Here is a 16,896-nt window from a genome sequence, read left to right as displayed (position 1 = left end):
AAGTCAGTTCGCGATCACGCGCGCGCGATGTTTTTTCCGACCACTGCGCGAAGAAAGTTGCTGCGTGCTGGTTCACTTGTCGCACGTGGTGGACGAGCGAAGAACAATGTGACGACGAGCGAGGAAGTTGATCGATGGATCGAGGCATCGTCTCGCATTCGAGGCGAGAGTATCGACCTCGCTACAACACTAAGAGTCAACGGCTCCACTCACTCCTTGTCGGACTTCTTCACCTTTTCAGACAGAACGGCGCCGGAGTTCGGATCGAGATGAAATTCCACTCGCTTGCCGCCCTTCACACCTTCGCCTTCCCAATGGCCATCGTCGGCTTCGAGTTCGGTGATCTCGGTGTAGCCCGCCTCTAACAATTTTTGTCTGATCTGCTCGCGCGGCATCCAGTCCGATCCCGGCTCATCGGCGGACGCGTGTGCCAATGGGCCGATCATCCATGCGAGCGTGAGCGCGAAAGCGACTGCTGCGATCTTCATGATGATCCTCCGTAGGTGCCTAGCGGCAACGGATCAGACAGGTAACCGTTCCTGGATCAGGCGAGATCAGACGCGCGCAAATAAAAACGCCCGCGGAAAATCAATTCCGCGAGCGTTTTCAAGATGGTGGGGGAAGAAGGACTCGAACCTTCGAAGCCATACGGCGGCTGATTTACAGTCAGCTCCCTTTGCCACTCGGGACACTCCCCCGCTTAACGTCGTCGGCCCTTCGCGCACCCGAACTGGGCGGCTGGACGGCCATGAATGACGGTAAAAGCGAGCCCGAAGTCGGGCACCCGGTCGGCGCGTTTATGGGCGATGCGGTGGGGTAAAGTCAACCAAGGCGAGGATAATTATGACGGCATTTTCACGCCGGGCCCCAAGCCGGAAATTGCCATTATTCCAAGCTCGTGGGACAAGCGCGGCATGAGCGATTCCACGCGAAAACCGCGCTTTCGGGGCGCAAACCCGCAGGGCCGCGGTAAGGACCGTAGCAAGGACCGAGGTCCAGGCGGCCGGCCGGCCTGGCGCGACCGCGACGACAAGGCCGATGGCCCGGTCATTCTTTATGGCTGGCACACCGTGACGGCTGCGCTGGCGAACCCCGCCCGCCGCATCCGCAAATTGTTCCTCACCGAGAATGCCGCCCGACGACTCGCGGAAGAGAACATCGACACTCGCGTCGCGCCGGAGATGGTCCGGCCGCAGGAAATCGATCGGCGCCTGAGCCCGGATGCCGTCCATCAGGGCCTGCTGGCGGAGACGGATCCCCTGCCCTCGCCCGATCTCGACACCCTCCCGCGCGAAGGCATCGTGCTGGTGCTCGACCAGATCACAGATCCGCACAATGTCGGCGCGATCCTGCGCTCGGCCGCAGCCTTCGACGTAAAAGCGATCGTGACTACGGCACGGCATAGCCCCGAAGCCACCGGCGTGCTGGCGAAATCCGCGTCCGGCGCGCTTGAACTCGTTCCCATCGTCAGTGTGCAAAATCTGGCGCGGGCACTGACAGAGATGAACAACCTCGGCTTCATGACCGTTGGCCTCGACAGCGAAGGCACCGAAAATCTCGCGGGCGTCGCGCTGCAGGCGCCGCTCGCACTGGTGCTCGGCGCTGAAGGCAAGGGCCTGCGGCAGTTGACGCGCCAGACCTGCAAGGTGGTTGCGCGCATGGACATGCCCGGCGCGATCAAGAGCCTCAACGTCTCGAACGCCGCAGCGCTTGCGCTTTACATCGGCAGCACGCGCCTCGGCCTCATGAGCTGAAACGTTTACATCTAAAAAAGAAAACGCCCGCTCAGGAGCGGGCGTTGTTCGTTTTAAGGATCGCGAGCGATCAGAACTTGTAGTGGTGCGGCTTCATCGGAATGCGTGCACCCTGCGCCAGGCTGTCGGTCGGCGACTGGCGGAACTGCGGATAAACACGCCGGCCGGCGTGCCCATAACGAACGCCGGTGCGCGTCGTGTAATAGTACTTCGGCGCGCGGCGATAGCCGCGATGCGCGTAGTGCCGGCGGCCCCAGCGATAGGTGTAGACCACAGGTCCGCTGACGCCCGGTGCGCCGTCATAATAGTGATGGCTCGCGTTGGCGTAAGGCCCGCCGTTGTAGCCGTAGTAGTAAGGACGGCTGTAGGCCTGCCAGCCGCTCACCGCACGTTCCTGGTAGGTCGGGAACGGAGCATAGTTGCCCGGTCCGGTGTAGGTCGGCCCCTGATTGACGTAGTAGTATTGCGGGCTCTGATAAGGAAATCCCGCGCTCGGATCCGGCAGGCGCTCGCGCTCACTATAGCCGTAGCTATACTCGTCTCCATAGCCGTAGCCGTTGCCATAGCCGCCGCATGGCTCGAGCGCCGTACAGGCCTGAACGGGCGCCGCCGACATGGTCGCCGCCAGGACGACGCCTGCGAACAACCCCGCAATCTTCTGACGCATACCACTCTCCTGTTTGAAACTCGCTGTTGACTAGTGTGGCGGTTTAGAGGTCCGCATCATTTGTGCGGCGAGCCTGGAATGCGGACTTCTGAACCAAAGCCACACTAGATCCATAAGTTGCGAGTGTCCTTCGATTCCGAAGTTCGCAAACGAAGGTGCCGCGGGATGATACGAGCTTCGGAATCGGGACACTCGCGATGTTTAATTTCGGAACTGCTGAAATCCGCCCTGGCCGCGACCTCCACCGATCTGCGGTGCGAGGATCACCGGGGGCGGATTATACGGAATATTCTGCTGCGCAGGCTGCGGCGATCTCGCCGACCACGACTGATGATAGCTCTCGGCCGGCTGCGGCAAACGGCGATTGGCGGGCGGCTCAATTTCCAGCCGGCCATAGCCCGGCGTCCGGCCCGCGCTCGGATAATAATGTCCAACTTCCGGCGGGATGTATTCATCCCAGCCGCCATAGACGATGGTCTGCGGCTTGAAGTGATGCGCGAGACCCCACTCGTATTCGAGGACACCGTAGGACACATCCCGGCCATTGATCATCACAGGGACACCCGGCCGGCCGGGAATTGCGATGACCGCACCGCTGTCAGCCATGGCCGATGCCATCGTTCCGAGCAAAATCGCCAAAGTCATTGTCACGCGCATACCAGGCAGCCTCTCAAATGACGGCCAACCCTAATCCAGCCCTGCGCGGCAGGGGTTAAAGGCAGGCCCACTTCGTCCGGTAACGCTAATGCGCAAGCCTTGGCGGAGGTTCAACGTTTAAGAATTGCGATAAGGTTTTGGAAAGTTGAGGTTAACGGCTGGTTGCGGGCGGGGCATTGGCCGCGAAGACACGCGCGGTGAGTTCGTCGTCCTCAGGAATAAAATCGGGAAACGTGGTGCCGGTTTAAAGGATCGAAGCCTCGACCTTCTGTTTACAAAAAGCACTGCTTTAGAGCTAAGCTAGACCCACAAATCACCAGGAACCCAGCATTTATGCAAATTTTAGGCACCTTTCTATGTGCGCGAGGCGCCGCATGAACGGTGAATCAGGCACACTTCGTTTCCCGTTCGCGAATAAGGAGGGAAAATGGAAATCATAATCGAACAAGAGAAGGCGCGCCGAATCGTCACTCTGGGCACCCTTTGAAGCGTGACATCTTCGAATTGGTTTTCCCCCGCAACTGACACTTATCGCCCCGACATCGACGGGCTGCGGGCCTTTGCCGTGCTTTCGGTGGTTTTTTATCACGCCTTCCCGAATGTCATACGCGGCGGCTTTGTGGGCGTGGACGTCTTCTTTGTCATTTCTGGCTTTCTCATTTCGTCGATCCTGTTCAGCGAAATGACCGAAAGCCGTTTTTCGCTCACAACATTCTATGGACGGCGCATCCGGCGGATCTTCCCAGCGCTCGCGGTATGTCTCGCCGTTGTCTTGGCTTACGGTTTCATCGCCCTGCTGCCGTTCGAGTTGGCGCAGTTGGGAAAGCATGTGTTCTTTGGCGCGAGCTTTCTCTCCAATGTCGCGCTGTGGAGCGAGACCGGTTATTTCGATACGGCAGCCAACCTAAAGCCGCTTTTGCATCTTTGGTCCTTGGGCGTCGAGGAACAGTTCTACATCCTCTGGCCGGCGCTGCTGTGGATGGCTTTCCGGATCAAGGCACCGATTGGACAACTGCTTTGCGCACTATTCTTGATGTCCTTCGCGACTAACATCGCTCTGTCAGTGACCAGCATCTCCGCTGACTTCTATTCGCCGTTCTCCAGGTTCTGGGAGCTCCTCGCCGGAGCAGGACTGGCTTGGCGGCGGGAGATTCCATTGACGCCGAAAGCCCGGTCCTGGCTCGCGTGGGTTGGGTTGGCCGCCCTGTTGGCCTCGGTCGCGCTGTTCACCGCCGCGATGCCCTTCCCCGGTTGGCCGGCCCTGCTACCGGTGGCTGGCGCGATCGCGGTGCTTGCAGCCGGGCCTGAGGCTACGGTGAATCGGGTTGTCTTCTCCAATCGTGCCGCCGTTTTCGTGGGTCTTATCAGCTATCCACTCTACCTTTGGCATTGGCCGTTGATCTCTTATGCACTCATCGTTCGCATGGAAAAGCCGCTGACGCCATTGATGGCCATCGCGCTGGTGGCATCAAGCGTTCTCCTGGCTTGGATGACCTACCGCTTTATCGAGCGTCCTATCCGTTTTGGTGCGCATCGCCATCGCCGCACTGTCATCACCGCTGTCTGCATGGCGGTCTTGGGTGCATGCGGGCTAGTGGTATGGGTCAATAAGGGCTTCCCCGAGCGCTTCCCGCCACATCCAGGCGGCCTCGACATCCGCAAGATCAGCGCTGCCAAGTTGGATCCTATCTACGAGCCTACCAGAGGCATGGAGGTGTCAGAGCAAGACACAATTTTGATATCTCGTCTGGGACATGGCGATCGCAAAGTGGTGTTGGCCGGCGACAGCCTGATGCAACACTACGCGCCCAGAGCGAAGCAATTGGCTGACGAAGGAAGGCTCGCGGCTAACACTTATTTCATGACTCTTCCTGCCTGCGCACCGGTACCGGGATTTGACAACTCTTCGCGCTGCGTCGTCCTGCCCAGTCTTTTGGCCGATCTGGTGCAGCGAGAGAACGTGCAGTCAGTCGTGCTGGGCGCGGTATGGGGCGCTTACAGACTCAAAAAGGAATCCATTGAACGAGAAGGCAGGCAGTTGCCTTTAGACACATCTGAAGGCATGAGCGCATTCTATGCCAATCTCGAAGATTATGTCCGCACGCTGCAGGGGTACGGAGCCAAGGTTTATCTGGTGCTAGGGCTACCGGGATCTCATCCGCGCTTCGACCCCCGAGAGATGGTGACGCGTAGTCTCACCGGTTTTCGAATCGCTCCGGATTTTGACAAGCCCGTTTCCATCGCAGAATTACGAGCCGCCCATTCAACCGCGGACGATAATCTTCGCGCGATCGCTGAGCGCACCGGAGCGGTCCTCCTCGATCCATTTCCCAACGTATGCGGCGCCGAAAACAGCTGTGCGCCAATCTTCGGAGCTGGCGAACCGAAGTTCTCGGATGGAGGACATTTACGTCCCGTCTTCGTACGGGAACACATACGTTTCCTTGACCCGCTATTGAAGTGATCTGCCCCAAGCGGCAGCGTCGTCCTGCGAGCACAAAAACAGGCACAGGAGCAGCGGTTTAAAAAGAAAAATCAGCGTAAGGCGTTGATTTCATTGGTGCCGGTTGAGAGGATTGAACTCCCGACCTTCGGTTTACAAAACCGCTGCTCTACCGCTGAGCTAAACCGGCGCACGCGAACAGCTACCAGCGCCGCCGCCTCGGGACAAGACCCGTGTTGCCATTTTGGGAACTTCCATTTTCCGGAACCGGCTGAACCGTTTGCGCCCAGTTGAGGACTAGATGGATGGTCGGAAAGATCGCGTTCACACCCAGGACAGGCCCCGCAGCAGCAATCAGGCCCCCCGACGGCACCCTACAGCCTCGTCGAAGCCAGATACTCCAGCAGCGACTTGATGTCCGGATCGTGGAAACTTTGCCGGAGCTCCGGCGGCGCGCTCCACCCCGGCTCCACGCCGGTCATATCAGGCAATTCATGCGCGATGCCTTTGTGGCAATCGATGCAGGTGCGTTGGCCCGAGAGCAGATAGCGCGTGTGGATTTCCGCGGCGCGGTTTGTCTGCTTGGTGAAATCCATCGCCATCGCGGAGTGGCAATTCCGGCATTCGAGCGAGTCGTTCGCCTTCAGCCGTGCCCATTCGTGCTTGGCAAGCTCAAGCCGGTGGTCGAGAAATTTCTTCCGCGTCGAAATAGTGCCGAAGATCTTGCCCCAGACTTCCTTTGAGGCCTGCATCTTGCGCGCGATCTTGTCCGTCCAGTCATGAGGAACGTGGCAATCGGGACAGGTGGCGCGAACGCCTGAGCGGTTCGAGAAGTGAACGGTCCGCTGCAATTCCTGAAACACATTGTCGTGCATCTCATGGCATGAGGTGCAGAACTTCTCAGTGTTGGTGATTTCCAGTGCCGTGTTGAAGGCTCCCCAGAACAGAACGCCGCAGATGAAACCGCCGAGCGTGAGAAATCCCAGACTGAAATATGTGCTGGGCCGGCTCGCAATATGCCAGAACCACAGCAGCAAGGACTTCAGTCTGGCTATCATCTGCCCCTCATCCGCTCACTGCCACTTGCTCACTACTTTGGCTCCCGCACGAGAAGCATGTCCTGGAAATCATTCGGCACCAGCGGCGCGGCGTCCGTCTGCTGGACATGACATTCCGTGCAGAAATACCGGCGCGGCGTGACGTCGGCGAGCACCTGGCCGTCGCGGTCCATGAAGTGCGTCACGCTGATCATCGGCGCGCCCGAACCTTCGGTGAATTGCCGACGGTGACAATCGAGACACCGGTTGGTCTTCAGCGTGAGCTGATAGTTGTCGATCGAGTGCGGAATGACGGGCGGCTGCTCCGGGTAATTCCGCATGACACGTTTGTCGTCAGTGATCGGACGGGCGAGCGGCGGTGTTGGAATCTCGCTCATCGGGGGATTTGCGCCCGTCAGACGTGGCACGATCTCGAGTGCGCCCTGGGCGTAGAGTGCCCCAGCAGCAACGACAAGAGCGCCGCTCAACGCGGCTCCAAGCAAAGTCCTCACACCGGAATGATCTTGACCGCGCATTTCTTGAAATCCGTCTGTTTTGAAATCGGATCCGTCGCGTCGAGTGTGGCCTTGTTGATGAGCTGGCTGGCGTCAAACCACGGCACGAAAACGACGCCGCGCGGCATGTGATTGCGGCCGCGGATGTCGACACGCGTCCGGATTTCGCCGCGCCGCGATGCCAGCCTGATCTCGGCGCCCTGATTGATGCCGCGCTCGCGCGCGTCCTCCGCATGCATGAAACAGCGCGCGCCGGGAAACGCCTTGTAGAGTTCGGGCACCCGCATGGTCATGGAGCCGGAATGCCAGTGCTCGAGCACGCGTCCGGTCACGAGCCAGATATCGAATTCCTTATCGGGAGATTCCGCCGGCGGCTCGTAAGGCACGGCGATGATTTTCGCCTTGCCGTCCGGGTTCCCGTAAAACTCGATCCCTTTGCCCGGCTTGACGTAAGGGTCCAATCCCTCGCGATAGCGCCAGCGTGTTTCCTTGCCGTCGACCACAGGCCAGCGCAGCCCGCGCACCTCGTGATACCTGTCGAACGGCGCGAGGTCATGGCCGTGGCCACGCCCAAACGATGCATACTCCTCAAACAATCCCTTCTGCACATAGAAGCCGAACATTTTGGATTCGAAATTCTCGTAGTCCGGCGATGTCTGGCTGAGCGGAAATCGATCGACATTTCCATTACGATACAAAACCTCGAACAGCGTCTTGCCGCGATAGTTCGGATTGGCGTCGAGAATGTCCTGCGGCCACACCTCATCTGTGGTGAAGCGTTTGGAGAACTCCATCATCTGCCACAGATCGGAACGCGCATCGCCCGGCGCCTTCACCAGCTGGTGCCAGAAGTGCGTGCGGCGCTCGGCATTGCCATAGCCGCCTTCCTTCTCCACCCACATGGCGGCCGGCAGTACGACATCGGCGGACATCGCCGTCACTGTCGGATAGACATCTGACACCACGATAAAGTTGTCGGGGTTGCGGTAGCCCGGATAAGTCTCATTGCTGTTGTTGGGCGCCGCCTGCACGTTGTTATTGACCTGCACCCAATAGAAATTGAGCTTTCCATCATGCAGCATGCGGTCCTGCTCGACCGCGTGATAGCCTGGCTTCTCCGGGATCAGACCTGACGGGACGCGCCAGATCTCTTCCGCGTGCTTGCGGTGCGCGGGATTGGTGACGGTCATATCCGCTGGAAGTCGATGCGCGAACGTGCCCACCTCGCGCGCGGTGCCGCATGCAGAGGGTTGCCCGGTGAGCGAGAATGGCGAATTCCCCGGCTCCGAAATTTTCCCGGTGAGCAGATGCAGATTGTAGACAAGCTGATTGGCCCAGACGCCGCGGACGTGCTGATTGAAGCCCATGGTCCAGAGCGACATCACCTTGCGTGACGGATCGGCGTAAAGCTCCGCCAGCTCTTGCAGAAAGCCGCGCTCCACACCGGACAGCGCTGAGACTTTCTCCAGCGAGTAGTCCTTGACGAACTTTGCGTAAGCGTCGAAGTCGATGGGCTGCGTCGCGCCCGGATTGGCTGCGCCCTTGGCTTTCGTTTCCATCGGATCGTCGGGGCGCCGCCCATAGCCGATGTCCACCGCGCCTTTCACAAAGCTGGTGTGCTTGGTGACGAAGTCCTGATTCACCCGCCCCGTAGAGATGATGTGATTGGCGATGTAGTTGAGGATGGCGAGATCCGTCCCCGGCTTGAACACGATCGGAATGTCAGCGAGATCGGAACTCCGGTTTGTGAACGTGGAGAGCACCGCGACCTTCACATGCGGATGGCTGAGACGGCGATCCGTCAGACGCGTCCAGAGAATGGGATGCATCTCCGCCATGTTCGAGCCCCACAGCACGAAGGCGTCTGCGGCCTCGAAGTCGTCATAGCACCCCATCGGCTCGTCGGCGCCGAAGGTGCGCATGAACGCATAGGCTGCCGACGCCATGCAGTGACGCGCGTTCGGATCCAGATTGTTGGAGCGGAAACCCGCGCGCATCAGTTTCGTGGCCGCGTAGCCTTCCCAGATCGTCCATTGTCCGGAGCCGAACATGCCGAGCGCGGTCGGCCCCTTCTCCCTCAGCACCTTCTTGGCCTGCGCCGCCATCACACCAAGAGCCTCGTCCCAACTCACGGGTGTCAGTTCACCGGACTTATCGTAGACGCCGCCCTTCTTTCGCATCAGCGGCGTCGTCAGCCGATCTTCGCCGTACATGATCTTGGAGAGAAAATATCCCTTGATGCAGTTTAGTCCGCGATTGACCTCCGCCAGTGTATCGCCGTGGGTCGCGACCACCCTGTCGCCCTTCACGCCCACCATCACACCGCATCCTGTTCCGCAAAAACGGCACGGCGCTTTCGACCATTTGATCTCGATTGATCCGATGCCTTGCGCGATCGGCTGTGCGGCGGCCGGAAGACTGATGTTTGCTGCGGCCGCGGCAATGGCAGCGGCCTGTGCCTTGAGAACGTCTCGGCGAGACAACGTCATTTGTCACTCCTCAAGGTCGGCGGCACGCTCCGTCTGTTCGAAAACCATGTTCGCGGACAGCACGCCGCTCCACGATGAGATCTCTGCGAGCCGCGCACCGAGGGCGCCGCTATCGGGGCCCTCAAGCACGATCACGATCTTCGACGCATTGCTTTGATGCACCTCAACCTCTGGAAGCGCGGCAAGCGCCTGCAGCACGGCATTGCGGCGATGCGGAAGCACCGAGACGACGGCGCTTGAGATGTGCACCGTGTCGGACGACCGCACGCTGCCCGTCAGGAAATTACGCCGCGAGATCTCTTGCGAGTCCATGATCGCCTCTCAATGCGGAGGGCCCGGCGGCCCCAACACCAGTTGTGACATCCAAACCAGAAAGCCGTATCCGCCGACAACGCCAACAGCGACGACGGGCCAGATGAAGGCTGCGATGATGAGAAATACGATCAGCTCGTCACGCCGGCGGTGCGGGCGCGTTCCTTCTCTAAGGTCGGAATCCTTCGAGACCGAAGCCATCACCACATCCTTGTCCAGGAGGGGCGTTTAGAGCTGAGGGAATTGAATACCCGCGCCGCGTAAACCTCAAGCCTGAAACACGGCGGCATGCGGAAGCTTGGTGCGGCATTCCGAACCAGAAACATCACCAGTTTCTTCAAGATTGAATCACTTGGTTCGCAAGCGCGGTGCGACGCCCATCGTTAACGCCGGGCTGCCTCGACCTGAGCGAGCACCTCGTCCCTATGGAACTCGCGGGTCGACTGGCAACGAGGTTCGAAAGGCTGATGAAGCTTCATGGAACAGTCACAAAACGGCGGGTTCCATGGATCTAAGGTGTGTGCTCCGGGTTTCGAGAGCGATCCCGAACCGTGAGGCTCGGCCTTTTGATCAATTTACCTGTGAATAACGAGGACAACTGACCGACTCATGGATCCGTTAAGGCTCCGTCACCATTGAGGCCTCAGTTTGTATCCACGAATTCCACGCATCACAAAGCGAGGGACATCATGAGTTTCCAGAACTTCCCGGAAGACCGTTATGAGAATGCACTCGACGACGTCATCGCTCAGTGTGACGGAGACATTCGCGGCGCGCTGAAGGCACTTCTGGCCGCTAACGAATATCTCGAAATGGAATTGTCGAACCTGCACGCCGCCATCGAGAGCGGTGAAATTCCGCTTCCGTGCGATCGCTCGCGACGCAGTCTTCTAAATTGACCCCAGCCGTTCGTTCCACCTCAGTTCCCGGAACATAAGCCGCAACTTCGGGTTCTTCCATTTCAATAGATATATTGGAAGGAGGATCTCCGATGATTGCGAAATATGTAGCGACGGCTCTGGTGGGCACCGCGCTGATTGGTGGTGCTGCATTTGCTCAAGACAGCACCGCTTCAACTTCGCCGAGCGCTTCATCGTCATCGACGAGTGTGCAGCAGAACTTGAAGGGCAACTGGCGCGCATCGAAGCTCATGGGCCTCGACGTCTATAACGAGTCCAACGAAAAGCTCGGCGACATCAGCGAAATCCTGTTGGACAAGTCCGGCAAGGTCAACGCGGTGGTTATTGGTGTTGGTGGCTTCCTCGGCGTCGGCCAGCACGACATCGCGGTCAGCATGGACAAGCTCAAATTTGTGGACGAGCCGATCCGCTCGGCTTCATCGTCGAGCACACCGACCACCGGTTCGTCGACAACGACAACAGGCGCGGCTGGCGGTGGGATGTCATCGACGGCAGCCAGCAAGGATAGCAGCAAGGACAACTGGTATCCCGACCACGCAATGATGAGCGGCACCAAGGAACAGCTCAAGGCGCTGCCCGCGTTCAAATACTCTGACTACCAATAATCGACGCGTAGCGTTGCGTTGAGTAAAGCGGCTGGGCCTGACAGATGTCGAGCCCGGCCGCTGCTATCCAGTATAGCGCGCGTAACCCGATAAAGAACTTCAAATCCGAAAGCGGCACTGCAATTGGGTTTACGAATGTCCCTTCGATTTTAAAGTCCGCGTCTGAGCAAGCCGCAAGCCTGCGCGAACTTCAGAATCGGGACACTGGAGCGTTCTGCTCCTCAAGCAATCAAAGATAGATGTACAGGCACCAGGCGTTGACCGCGGCCGCAATGGTCAGGGTCATCACCAACAGCGTGTTCATCGCACCCGATTCGCTCTCTCGAGAATCATCGTTTGTCATGGCCTGATTTGAACCATGCACAGCTTAAGAGTCTCGCACATTGTTTTTCTCCGAGCCTCTTGCCGTTTTTGGCTTTCCGAGTCCGATTCTCTGCCGATTCCGGCCCTCACACATGATGCAATGTCTGTTGCCTTGCGCCGATTTAATCGCAGAATGCAGATGCGCGTTTTCAACGCGTGACTTCCGCAAATTGAAATCTCGTCTCAACAAAAGAGCAAGCAAGCACGATGAACGCCCCAACGACCGTCAAGAGTCTGATGAACGAATTCCCGCCTGCGCAAGACAAGCTGGTCACGCTCGCGAACTGGCGCACGCAGCCCTACAACAACTGGAGCTACCACAACGTCCGCCGCATCATGCCGACGGCGAATATCGCCGCGTCCAAGAATCCTACGCCACTTGAATATGACCTCTCCGAGATTGGACACGTGGCGTTCAACGGCGCGCAAGGCTCGACCACGCTGCGCGAGGCATTGCGCAACACCTACACCAAAGGCTTTCTCGTGCTTCGCCGCGGACGCATCGCCGCTGAGTGGTATTCGCAGGGCATGGACGCGACAACGCCGCACATCGTGTTCTCTGTCAGCAAATCGATTTGCGGTGCGCTCGGCGGAATTCTCGTTGACAAGGGACTGCTAAACCCGAATCGCCCGGTCAGCGATTATGTGCCGGAAGTATCCGCGTCCGTTTACGGCAGTTGCACCGTGCGCCACCTGCTCGACATGTCGGTCGGCATCACGTTCACGGAAGATTACAACGATCCGAACGGCGACGTGGCACGTTATCGCCGCGCAGTGGGCTGGGATGTCGTCAAGCCGGGGCAAGATTTCATGCCGCTGCGTGCGTTCCTTGCCACTCAGAAGGCGGACGGCAAGAAGCACGGCGAAACATTTCACTACGTTTCGACCAACACCGACATGCTCGGCTGGGTCTATGAGCGCGCGGCGGGCCGCGCCCTTTCCGATCTGCTCGGTGAATACCTCTGGACGCCGCTGGGCGCGGAGACCGATGCCTACATCACCCTCGATTCGGAAGGCGCGATGCGTGCCGCTGGCGGCATTTGCGTCGGGGTGCGCGATCTCGCCCGCTTCGGCGAGATGATCCGGCAACGCGGTGTTGCGGGCGGCCGGCAAGTGGTGCCCGGCTGGTGGATCGACGATATCAACGATAACGGCGATCCTGCCGCATGGTCGCGCGGTGAATTCGTCGAACTGTTCGCGGACGCTGCCTACCGCAGCAAGTTCTACCAAATCGACAGAAAGCGGCGCACGCTGGCCTGCGTGGGCATCCATGGCCAATGGGTCTTTATCGATCCGGCGAGCGAACTCGTCGTCGTTCGCGTGGCTTCCGAGCCGGTCCCGCTTGAAGTCGAGAACGTTCGCGCCTGGCGGCGTGCATCCGAGGCGATCGTGCAGCATTTCTCATGAGCTGAAATCGTTCATGGCCACCACCCCGGCGTTGATCGTGGTCGCATAGCCGACCCAGATCAGATACGGCACCAGCAGCCACGCCGAGGGGTGGTCCACACGCGAGCTTGAGAGAATCGTCATCGCGATGGCGATGAGCAGCGCCACGATAATCGCGAGCGCCGTCTGGATGCCGTGCCAGCCAAAGAACACCGGCGACCAGGCGGCGTTGAGCCCAAGCTGCAAAAAGAACCATCCGATGGCGATCAGCCTCGCCCGCGACGGCGGAGCCCTGTCCCATAGCCGCCACAGGCTGACGGCCATCAGGATGTAGAGAACAGTCCACACCACCGGAAACGCGATCGGCGGCGGCGTCCAGGTGGGCTTTGCCAGCTCCGCATACCAGGTCGGGATTTCAGGTCGTGTGACGATCGATTGAATGACGCCCACTCCGAGGCACAGGAGCAGGCACAGAACCAATCGGCCTGTCGACTTCAATGTCATGCCGCATCCTCTGCTGCATGGAGACCGCGAATCTCGCAGGCAAACATCACAACCGCAAGACGCACGAGGCCCATCGCCTAACAGCCAATCGTTCGATCAACAGCAAAGTGAATTCCGGCATGAATTGTAACAGCCGGTGGCGGCAGCCGGTTCCACCTGGCGCGCCGTAACCACTAGTGTGGTGGTTCAGAAGTTCGCCCGATATTCCCTGCGAGTCCTTCCGGCGAACTTCTGAACCACCACACTAGAATCGTAAACTGCTAGTGTCCTTTCGAAATCCAAAGTTCGCTCCGGAACTCGCCGCGCGGTGCAGCGAACTTTGGAATCGGGACACTAGGTCAGGGAGTCAGCTTTTCCATCTCCGGAAATGCGGCGTAGGTCGACCCCGCGCAAATATCGTCGACCTCCTCGATCATGCGATCGAGCCGGCCATCGATGTAGAGCGCCGCGCGCTCCTTCGCAGGCGTGTAAGTGCCATCCGCCTTACGCATGCTGTAGCGCAGGCAGGTCACGTAACGCAGCCGTCCGCCCACCTTGCGCTGGGCCGGTTGCGCGATAGCGGCATCGCCTACGCCACGCGGATCGTTCAGATAGGTGCGCAGAAACGCCAGCAGCTCGGAACGATAATTGGTGGGATACGGCTGATTCTCGATGCCACGATCGGCGGTGTATGACAGCCCGTCATTGCCGCCCGCCCACGTACAACCTACCAGCGCGGCGGCCAGCAGCAACAATCCCACCTGCTTTGTGTATGTCACCGGATTGCAACTCATTGTGCTGAAGTCCAACGCCTTGGGTTTCTTGGACATTGTGGCATTGACAAGGCAGGCTCCGGCAGCTTGATTGCAACCACGGCACAGGTGCCAGCGTGAGCTGGCGAATAGGGAATTCGGTGCCGCCGTGCGGTTGTTCGCAACATAACGCAAACACCAATTCGCGGCTATTCCGAAGCTGCCCCCGCAACTGTCAGCGGTGAGCCGTTGTCCACAATGCCACTGAGCCATGGCCACTCGCTTGAGGCTTGGGAAGGCGGACAACGGCGATGATCCGCGAGCCAGGAGACCTGCCTGTACCGGTCATCCTTCCCTCGTACGGGGCGTGCGAAGGAGCGGCGTTCCGCAGCGGTGACTTGGCGTAACTGTTGCGGAGGTTCGGCCAATGGCCCGCGTCCTCAGTCACGACGAGACATCCGGCAGCGTTTGCATGCCGCGCCTTATCGTGTCTGCGCGTGTTGTCACCGGCTCCGCGATTCAAGGCATCGACGGGGCAACAACGTGACTCTTCTTTCGAAATATCTTTCCACCACGGCAAGGCTTGCACTTCCGCTCGCCGCGTGCGTCGCAGGCGCCGTGGCAACGAGCCCTGCCCTTGCGCAGGACGCAAACGCGCTTCCGACGCTCACTGTTACATCACCAACGACCGTACCGACACCAGTCAGCCAGATCGCCAGCTCGATCACAGTGATCACCGCGGCCGACATCGAGCGCGATCAGCGCCGTACCGTTGTCGACGCATTGCAGGCGGTGCCCGGCCTCAACGTCGTGCAAAACGGCGGTCCTGGTGGCCAGACGTCGGTCTTCATGCGCGGCACGAACTCCAATCACACGAAAATTTTCATCGACGGCATCGACGTCGGCGATCCGAGCAACCCTACCGGGAATTTCGACCTCGGCAACCTGCTGACTGGTGACATCGACCGGATCGAAGTTCTGCGCGGCCCGCAAAGCGGCCTGTACGGCTCCGATGCGATCGGTGGCGTGATCTCGATCACCACAAAAAGTGGAAAAGGCCCGGCCACTGTCAGAGCGCGGGTCGAAGGGGGCAGCTTCGGCACCATCAACAGTTCCGGCGGCGTCAGCGGCTCTCAGGGACCCGTCAGTTACAACTTCAATGTCGAGCAATTCCATACGGCGGGCGCGCAAGTCACGCCTTTGGAGTTGCTGCCCTCCGGCCAGAAGCGCTTCACCAATAACTACGACAACAAGACATTCTCGACCAAAGTCGGTGTCGATGTTTCGGAAAATCTCGCCCTGAACTTCACGGGCCGGTACACCGAAGCTCTTCTCGGCTTCACGGGCTCGGATCCAACATTCTCCTTCCCGGCGGATCAGCAAAGCCGTACGGCTTCGACGCAGCTGTTTACACGCAGTGAAGCTGTCGTCTCCGCATTCGACGGCCGTTGGAAGAACTATTTCGGCGCCAATTTCAATGTGCAGCGGCGTAATAACTTCGATCCCTACGGGCTCGACTTCACCACCTTCTTGCCGGCCCAATTCTCGACCAATAACGGCGAGCGCAACCAGTATGACTGGCGCAGCGTTGCGAACTTCATGCCGGGTCAAACGCTCGTTGTCGGCAGCGAATACCAGATCGAGCGCTTCGACTCGAACACGGTTTCAACAAAGGAAAATGGGAACCGTGGCGCGTATATCGAATTGCAATCGCAATTCGCCGACCGCTTCTTTGTAGTGAGCAACGTCCGCATCGACGACAACGATGCCTTCGGCGATCATACGACCTATCGCATCGCACCTGCTTACATTGTACCGGGTACGGAGACGAAGCTGAAGGCAACTTACGGCACAGGCTTCAAGGCTCCATCTTTGACCCAACTCTATGACAACACCTTCAACAGCAACAATCCGAACCTGAAGCCGGAAGAAAGCCGCGGCTACGATGTCGGCTTCGAGCAACCGATCGCCAACGACCGCGTACGGTTCGGAACGACCTACTTCAATAACAACATTACGAATCTGATCATTGCCGATCCGACCGACCCGTTCTTCAAGAACCAGAACATCGGAGCCGCCAAGACATCCGGTTTCGAAACGTTTGCGGCGATCACCTTCAACGACCGCTTCAAGGTCCGCTTTGACCACACCTACACCGATGCGATTGACGCCCAGACCGGTCTGGAGCTAGTGCGGCGGCCGCGCAATAAAATGAGCTATACGGCGATCTGGACCCCGATCGACGACCTCACATTGTCGGCAACGGCCATCAGCTTCAGCAGCTTCGCCGATGTGGACCGCTTCACTGGCGCAAGGCTCATCACGCCTGGCTACACTCTCGTCAATCTGGCCGCGAACTACAAAGTGGCTGAGGGCGTGACGGCCTTCGCGCGGATCGACAACCTGCTCAACGAGCAATACGTCAACCCGGACGGTTTCTTGCGTCCCGGCTTCAGCGTGATCGGCGGCGTTCGCTTCGCCAGCGCACCGATCGTCCCCTGACGACACTACAA

The 16,896-nt window shown here is 59.1% G+C and carries 16 protein-coding genes, 2 tRNA genes and 1 riboswitch; of the genes, 6 read left to right on the top strand and 12 right to left on the bottom strand.

What is annotated here, in order from left to right; genetic code table 11:
• Positions 1-209: 209 nt before the first annotated feature.
• Positions 210-488, bottom strand: coding sequence for a PepSY domain-containing protein (locus ACZ5C3_RS07565; RefSeq protein WP_464036546.1), 279 nt, complete (start codon positions 486-488; stop codon positions 210-212).
• A 124-nt stretch (positions 489-612) separates the two neighbouring features.
• A tRNA-Tyr gene (locus tag ACZ5C3_RS07560) sits at positions 613-698 on the bottom strand.
• Between the two features lie 216 nt (positions 699-914).
• On the opposite strand from ACZ5C3_RS07560, the gene rlmB reads away from it, so the two are divergent.
• Entirely contained in the window at positions 915-1,754 is an 840-nt protein-coding gene (gene rlmB, locus ACZ5C3_RS07555; protein WP_464038283.1) for a 23S rRNA (guanosine(2251)-2'-O)-methyltransferase RlmB, read from the top strand.
• Between the two features lie 70 nt (positions 1,755-1,824).
• Here rlmB and ACZ5C3_RS07550 read toward each other — a convergent pair whose 3' ends face one another.
• Together ACZ5C3_RS07550 and ACZ5C3_RS07545 are read right to left on the bottom strand one after the other, a co-directional pair.
• Complete coding sequence (locus ACZ5C3_RS07550) at positions 1,825-2,421, bottom strand: hypothetical protein (protein ID WP_464036544.1); 597 nt, start codon at positions 2,419-2,421, stop codon at positions 1,825-1,827.
• Between the two features lie 201 nt (positions 2,422-2,622).
• Positions 2,623-3,078: a hypothetical protein gene (locus ACZ5C3_RS07545; protein WP_464036542.1), complete on the bottom strand. Its 456-nt coding sequence runs from the start codon at positions 3,076-3,078 to the stop codon at positions 2,623-2,625.
• A 490-nt stretch (positions 3,079-3,568) separates the two neighbouring features.
• On the opposite strand from ACZ5C3_RS07545, the gene ACZ5C3_RS07540 reads away from it, so the two are divergent.
• A complete protein-coding gene (locus ACZ5C3_RS07540) occupies positions 3,569-5,542 on the top strand; it encodes an acyltransferase family protein (RefSeq protein WP_464036541.1) in 1,974 nt (657 codons plus the stop codon).
• A gap of 94 nt (positions 5,543-5,636) precedes the next feature.
• On the opposite strand, the gene ACZ5C3_RS07535 is transcribed toward ACZ5C3_RS07540, so the two are convergent.
• From ACZ5C3_RS07535 to napE, 6 genes are all read right to left on the bottom strand, one after another.
• A tRNA-Thr gene (locus ACZ5C3_RS07535) sits at positions 5,637-5,711 on the bottom strand.
• Between the two features lie 184 nt (positions 5,712-5,895).
• Positions 5,896-6,576, bottom strand: coding sequence for a cytochrome c3 family protein (locus tag ACZ5C3_RS07530; protein WP_464038282.1), 681 nt, complete (start codon positions 6,574-6,576; stop codon positions 5,896-5,898).
• Between the two features lie 35 nt (positions 6,577-6,611).
• Positions 6,612-7,094 (bottom strand): nitrate reductase cytochrome c-type subunit, encoded by a 483-nt coding sequence (locus ACZ5C3_RS07525; protein ID WP_464036540.1) that lies wholly within the window; start codon positions 7,092-7,094, stop codon positions 6,612-6,614.
• The gene (gene napA, locus ACZ5C3_RS07520; RefSeq protein ID WP_464036538.1) at positions 7,067-9,562 is read right to left on the bottom strand and encodes a periplasmic nitrate reductase subunit alpha; all 2,496 of its coding nucleotides are present in this window, start codon (positions 9,560-9,562) and stop codon (positions 7,067-7,069) included. Before napA ends, ACZ5C3_RS07525 begins: the two co-directional genes overlap by 28 nt.
• 3 nt (positions 9,563-9,565) lie before the next feature.
• Entirely contained in the window at positions 9,566-9,874 is a 309-nt protein-coding gene (locus ACZ5C3_RS07515) for a chaperone NapD (protein WP_464036536.1), read from the bottom strand.
• 9 nt (positions 9,875-9,883) lie between these two features.
• Positions 9,884-10,075: a periplasmic nitrate reductase, NapE protein gene (napE, locus tag ACZ5C3_RS07510; RefSeq protein WP_464036534.1), complete on the bottom strand. Its 192-nt coding sequence runs from the start codon at positions 10,073-10,075 to the stop codon at positions 9,884-9,886.
• 488 nt (positions 10,076-10,563) lie between these two features.
• Between napE and ACZ5C3_RS07505 the strand changes: the two genes are divergently transcribed.
• The 3 genes from ACZ5C3_RS07505 (at position 10,564) to ACZ5C3_RS07495 (ending at position 13,169) form a co-directional block, all read left to right on the top strand.
• Positions 10,564-10,773, top strand: coding sequence for a hypothetical protein (locus ACZ5C3_RS07505; protein ID WP_464036532.1), 210 nt, complete (start codon positions 10,564-10,566; stop codon positions 10,771-10,773).
• A gap of 92 nt (positions 10,774-10,865) precedes the next feature.
• Positions 10,866-11,399 carry a PRC-barrel domain-containing protein gene (locus ACZ5C3_RS07500; protein ID WP_464036531.1) on the top strand — a complete coding sequence of 178 codons (534 nt, stop codon included), beginning with the start codon at positions 10,866-10,868 and terminating at the stop codon, positions 11,397-11,399.
• Between the two features lie 570 nt (positions 11,400-11,969).
• Complete coding sequence (locus ACZ5C3_RS07495) at positions 11,970-13,169, top strand: serine hydrolase domain-containing protein (RefSeq protein WP_464036529.1); 1,200 nt, start codon at positions 11,970-11,972, stop codon at positions 13,167-13,169.
• On the opposite strand, the gene ACZ5C3_RS07490 is transcribed toward ACZ5C3_RS07495, so the two are convergent.
• On the bottom strand, positions 13,164-13,652 hold the full coding sequence (locus ACZ5C3_RS07490; protein WP_464036527.1) for a TspO/MBR family protein: 489 nt from the start codon (positions 13,650-13,652) through the stop codon (positions 13,164-13,166). The genes ACZ5C3_RS07495 and ACZ5C3_RS07490 overlap by 6 nt on opposite strands.
• 338 nt (positions 13,653-13,990) lie before the next feature.
• Entirely contained in the window at positions 13,991-14,461 is a 471-nt protein-coding gene (locus ACZ5C3_RS07485) for a hypothetical protein (RefSeq protein WP_464044619.1), read from the bottom strand.
• Positions 14,462-14,493: 32 nt separating this feature from the next.
• A riboswitch (cobalamin riboswitch) is annotated at positions 14,494-14,737 on the top strand.
• Between the two features lie 189 nt (positions 14,738-14,926).
• Here ACZ5C3_RS07485 and ACZ5C3_RS07480 point away from each other — a divergent pair.
• Positions 14,927-16,885, top strand: a complete 1,959-nt coding sequence (locus tag ACZ5C3_RS07480; RefSeq protein ID WP_464036523.1) for a TonB-dependent receptor plug domain-containing protein — start codon at positions 14,927-14,929, stop codon at positions 16,883-16,885.
• Positions 16,886-16,896 lie beyond the last annotated feature (11 nt).

The sequence above is a fragment of the Afipia dichlorophenoxyacetatis genome, from assembly GCF_055386385.1.
Note: the sequence above shows the minus strand (reverse complement) of the source record. Positions and strands in the feature narration are given on the sequence as shown.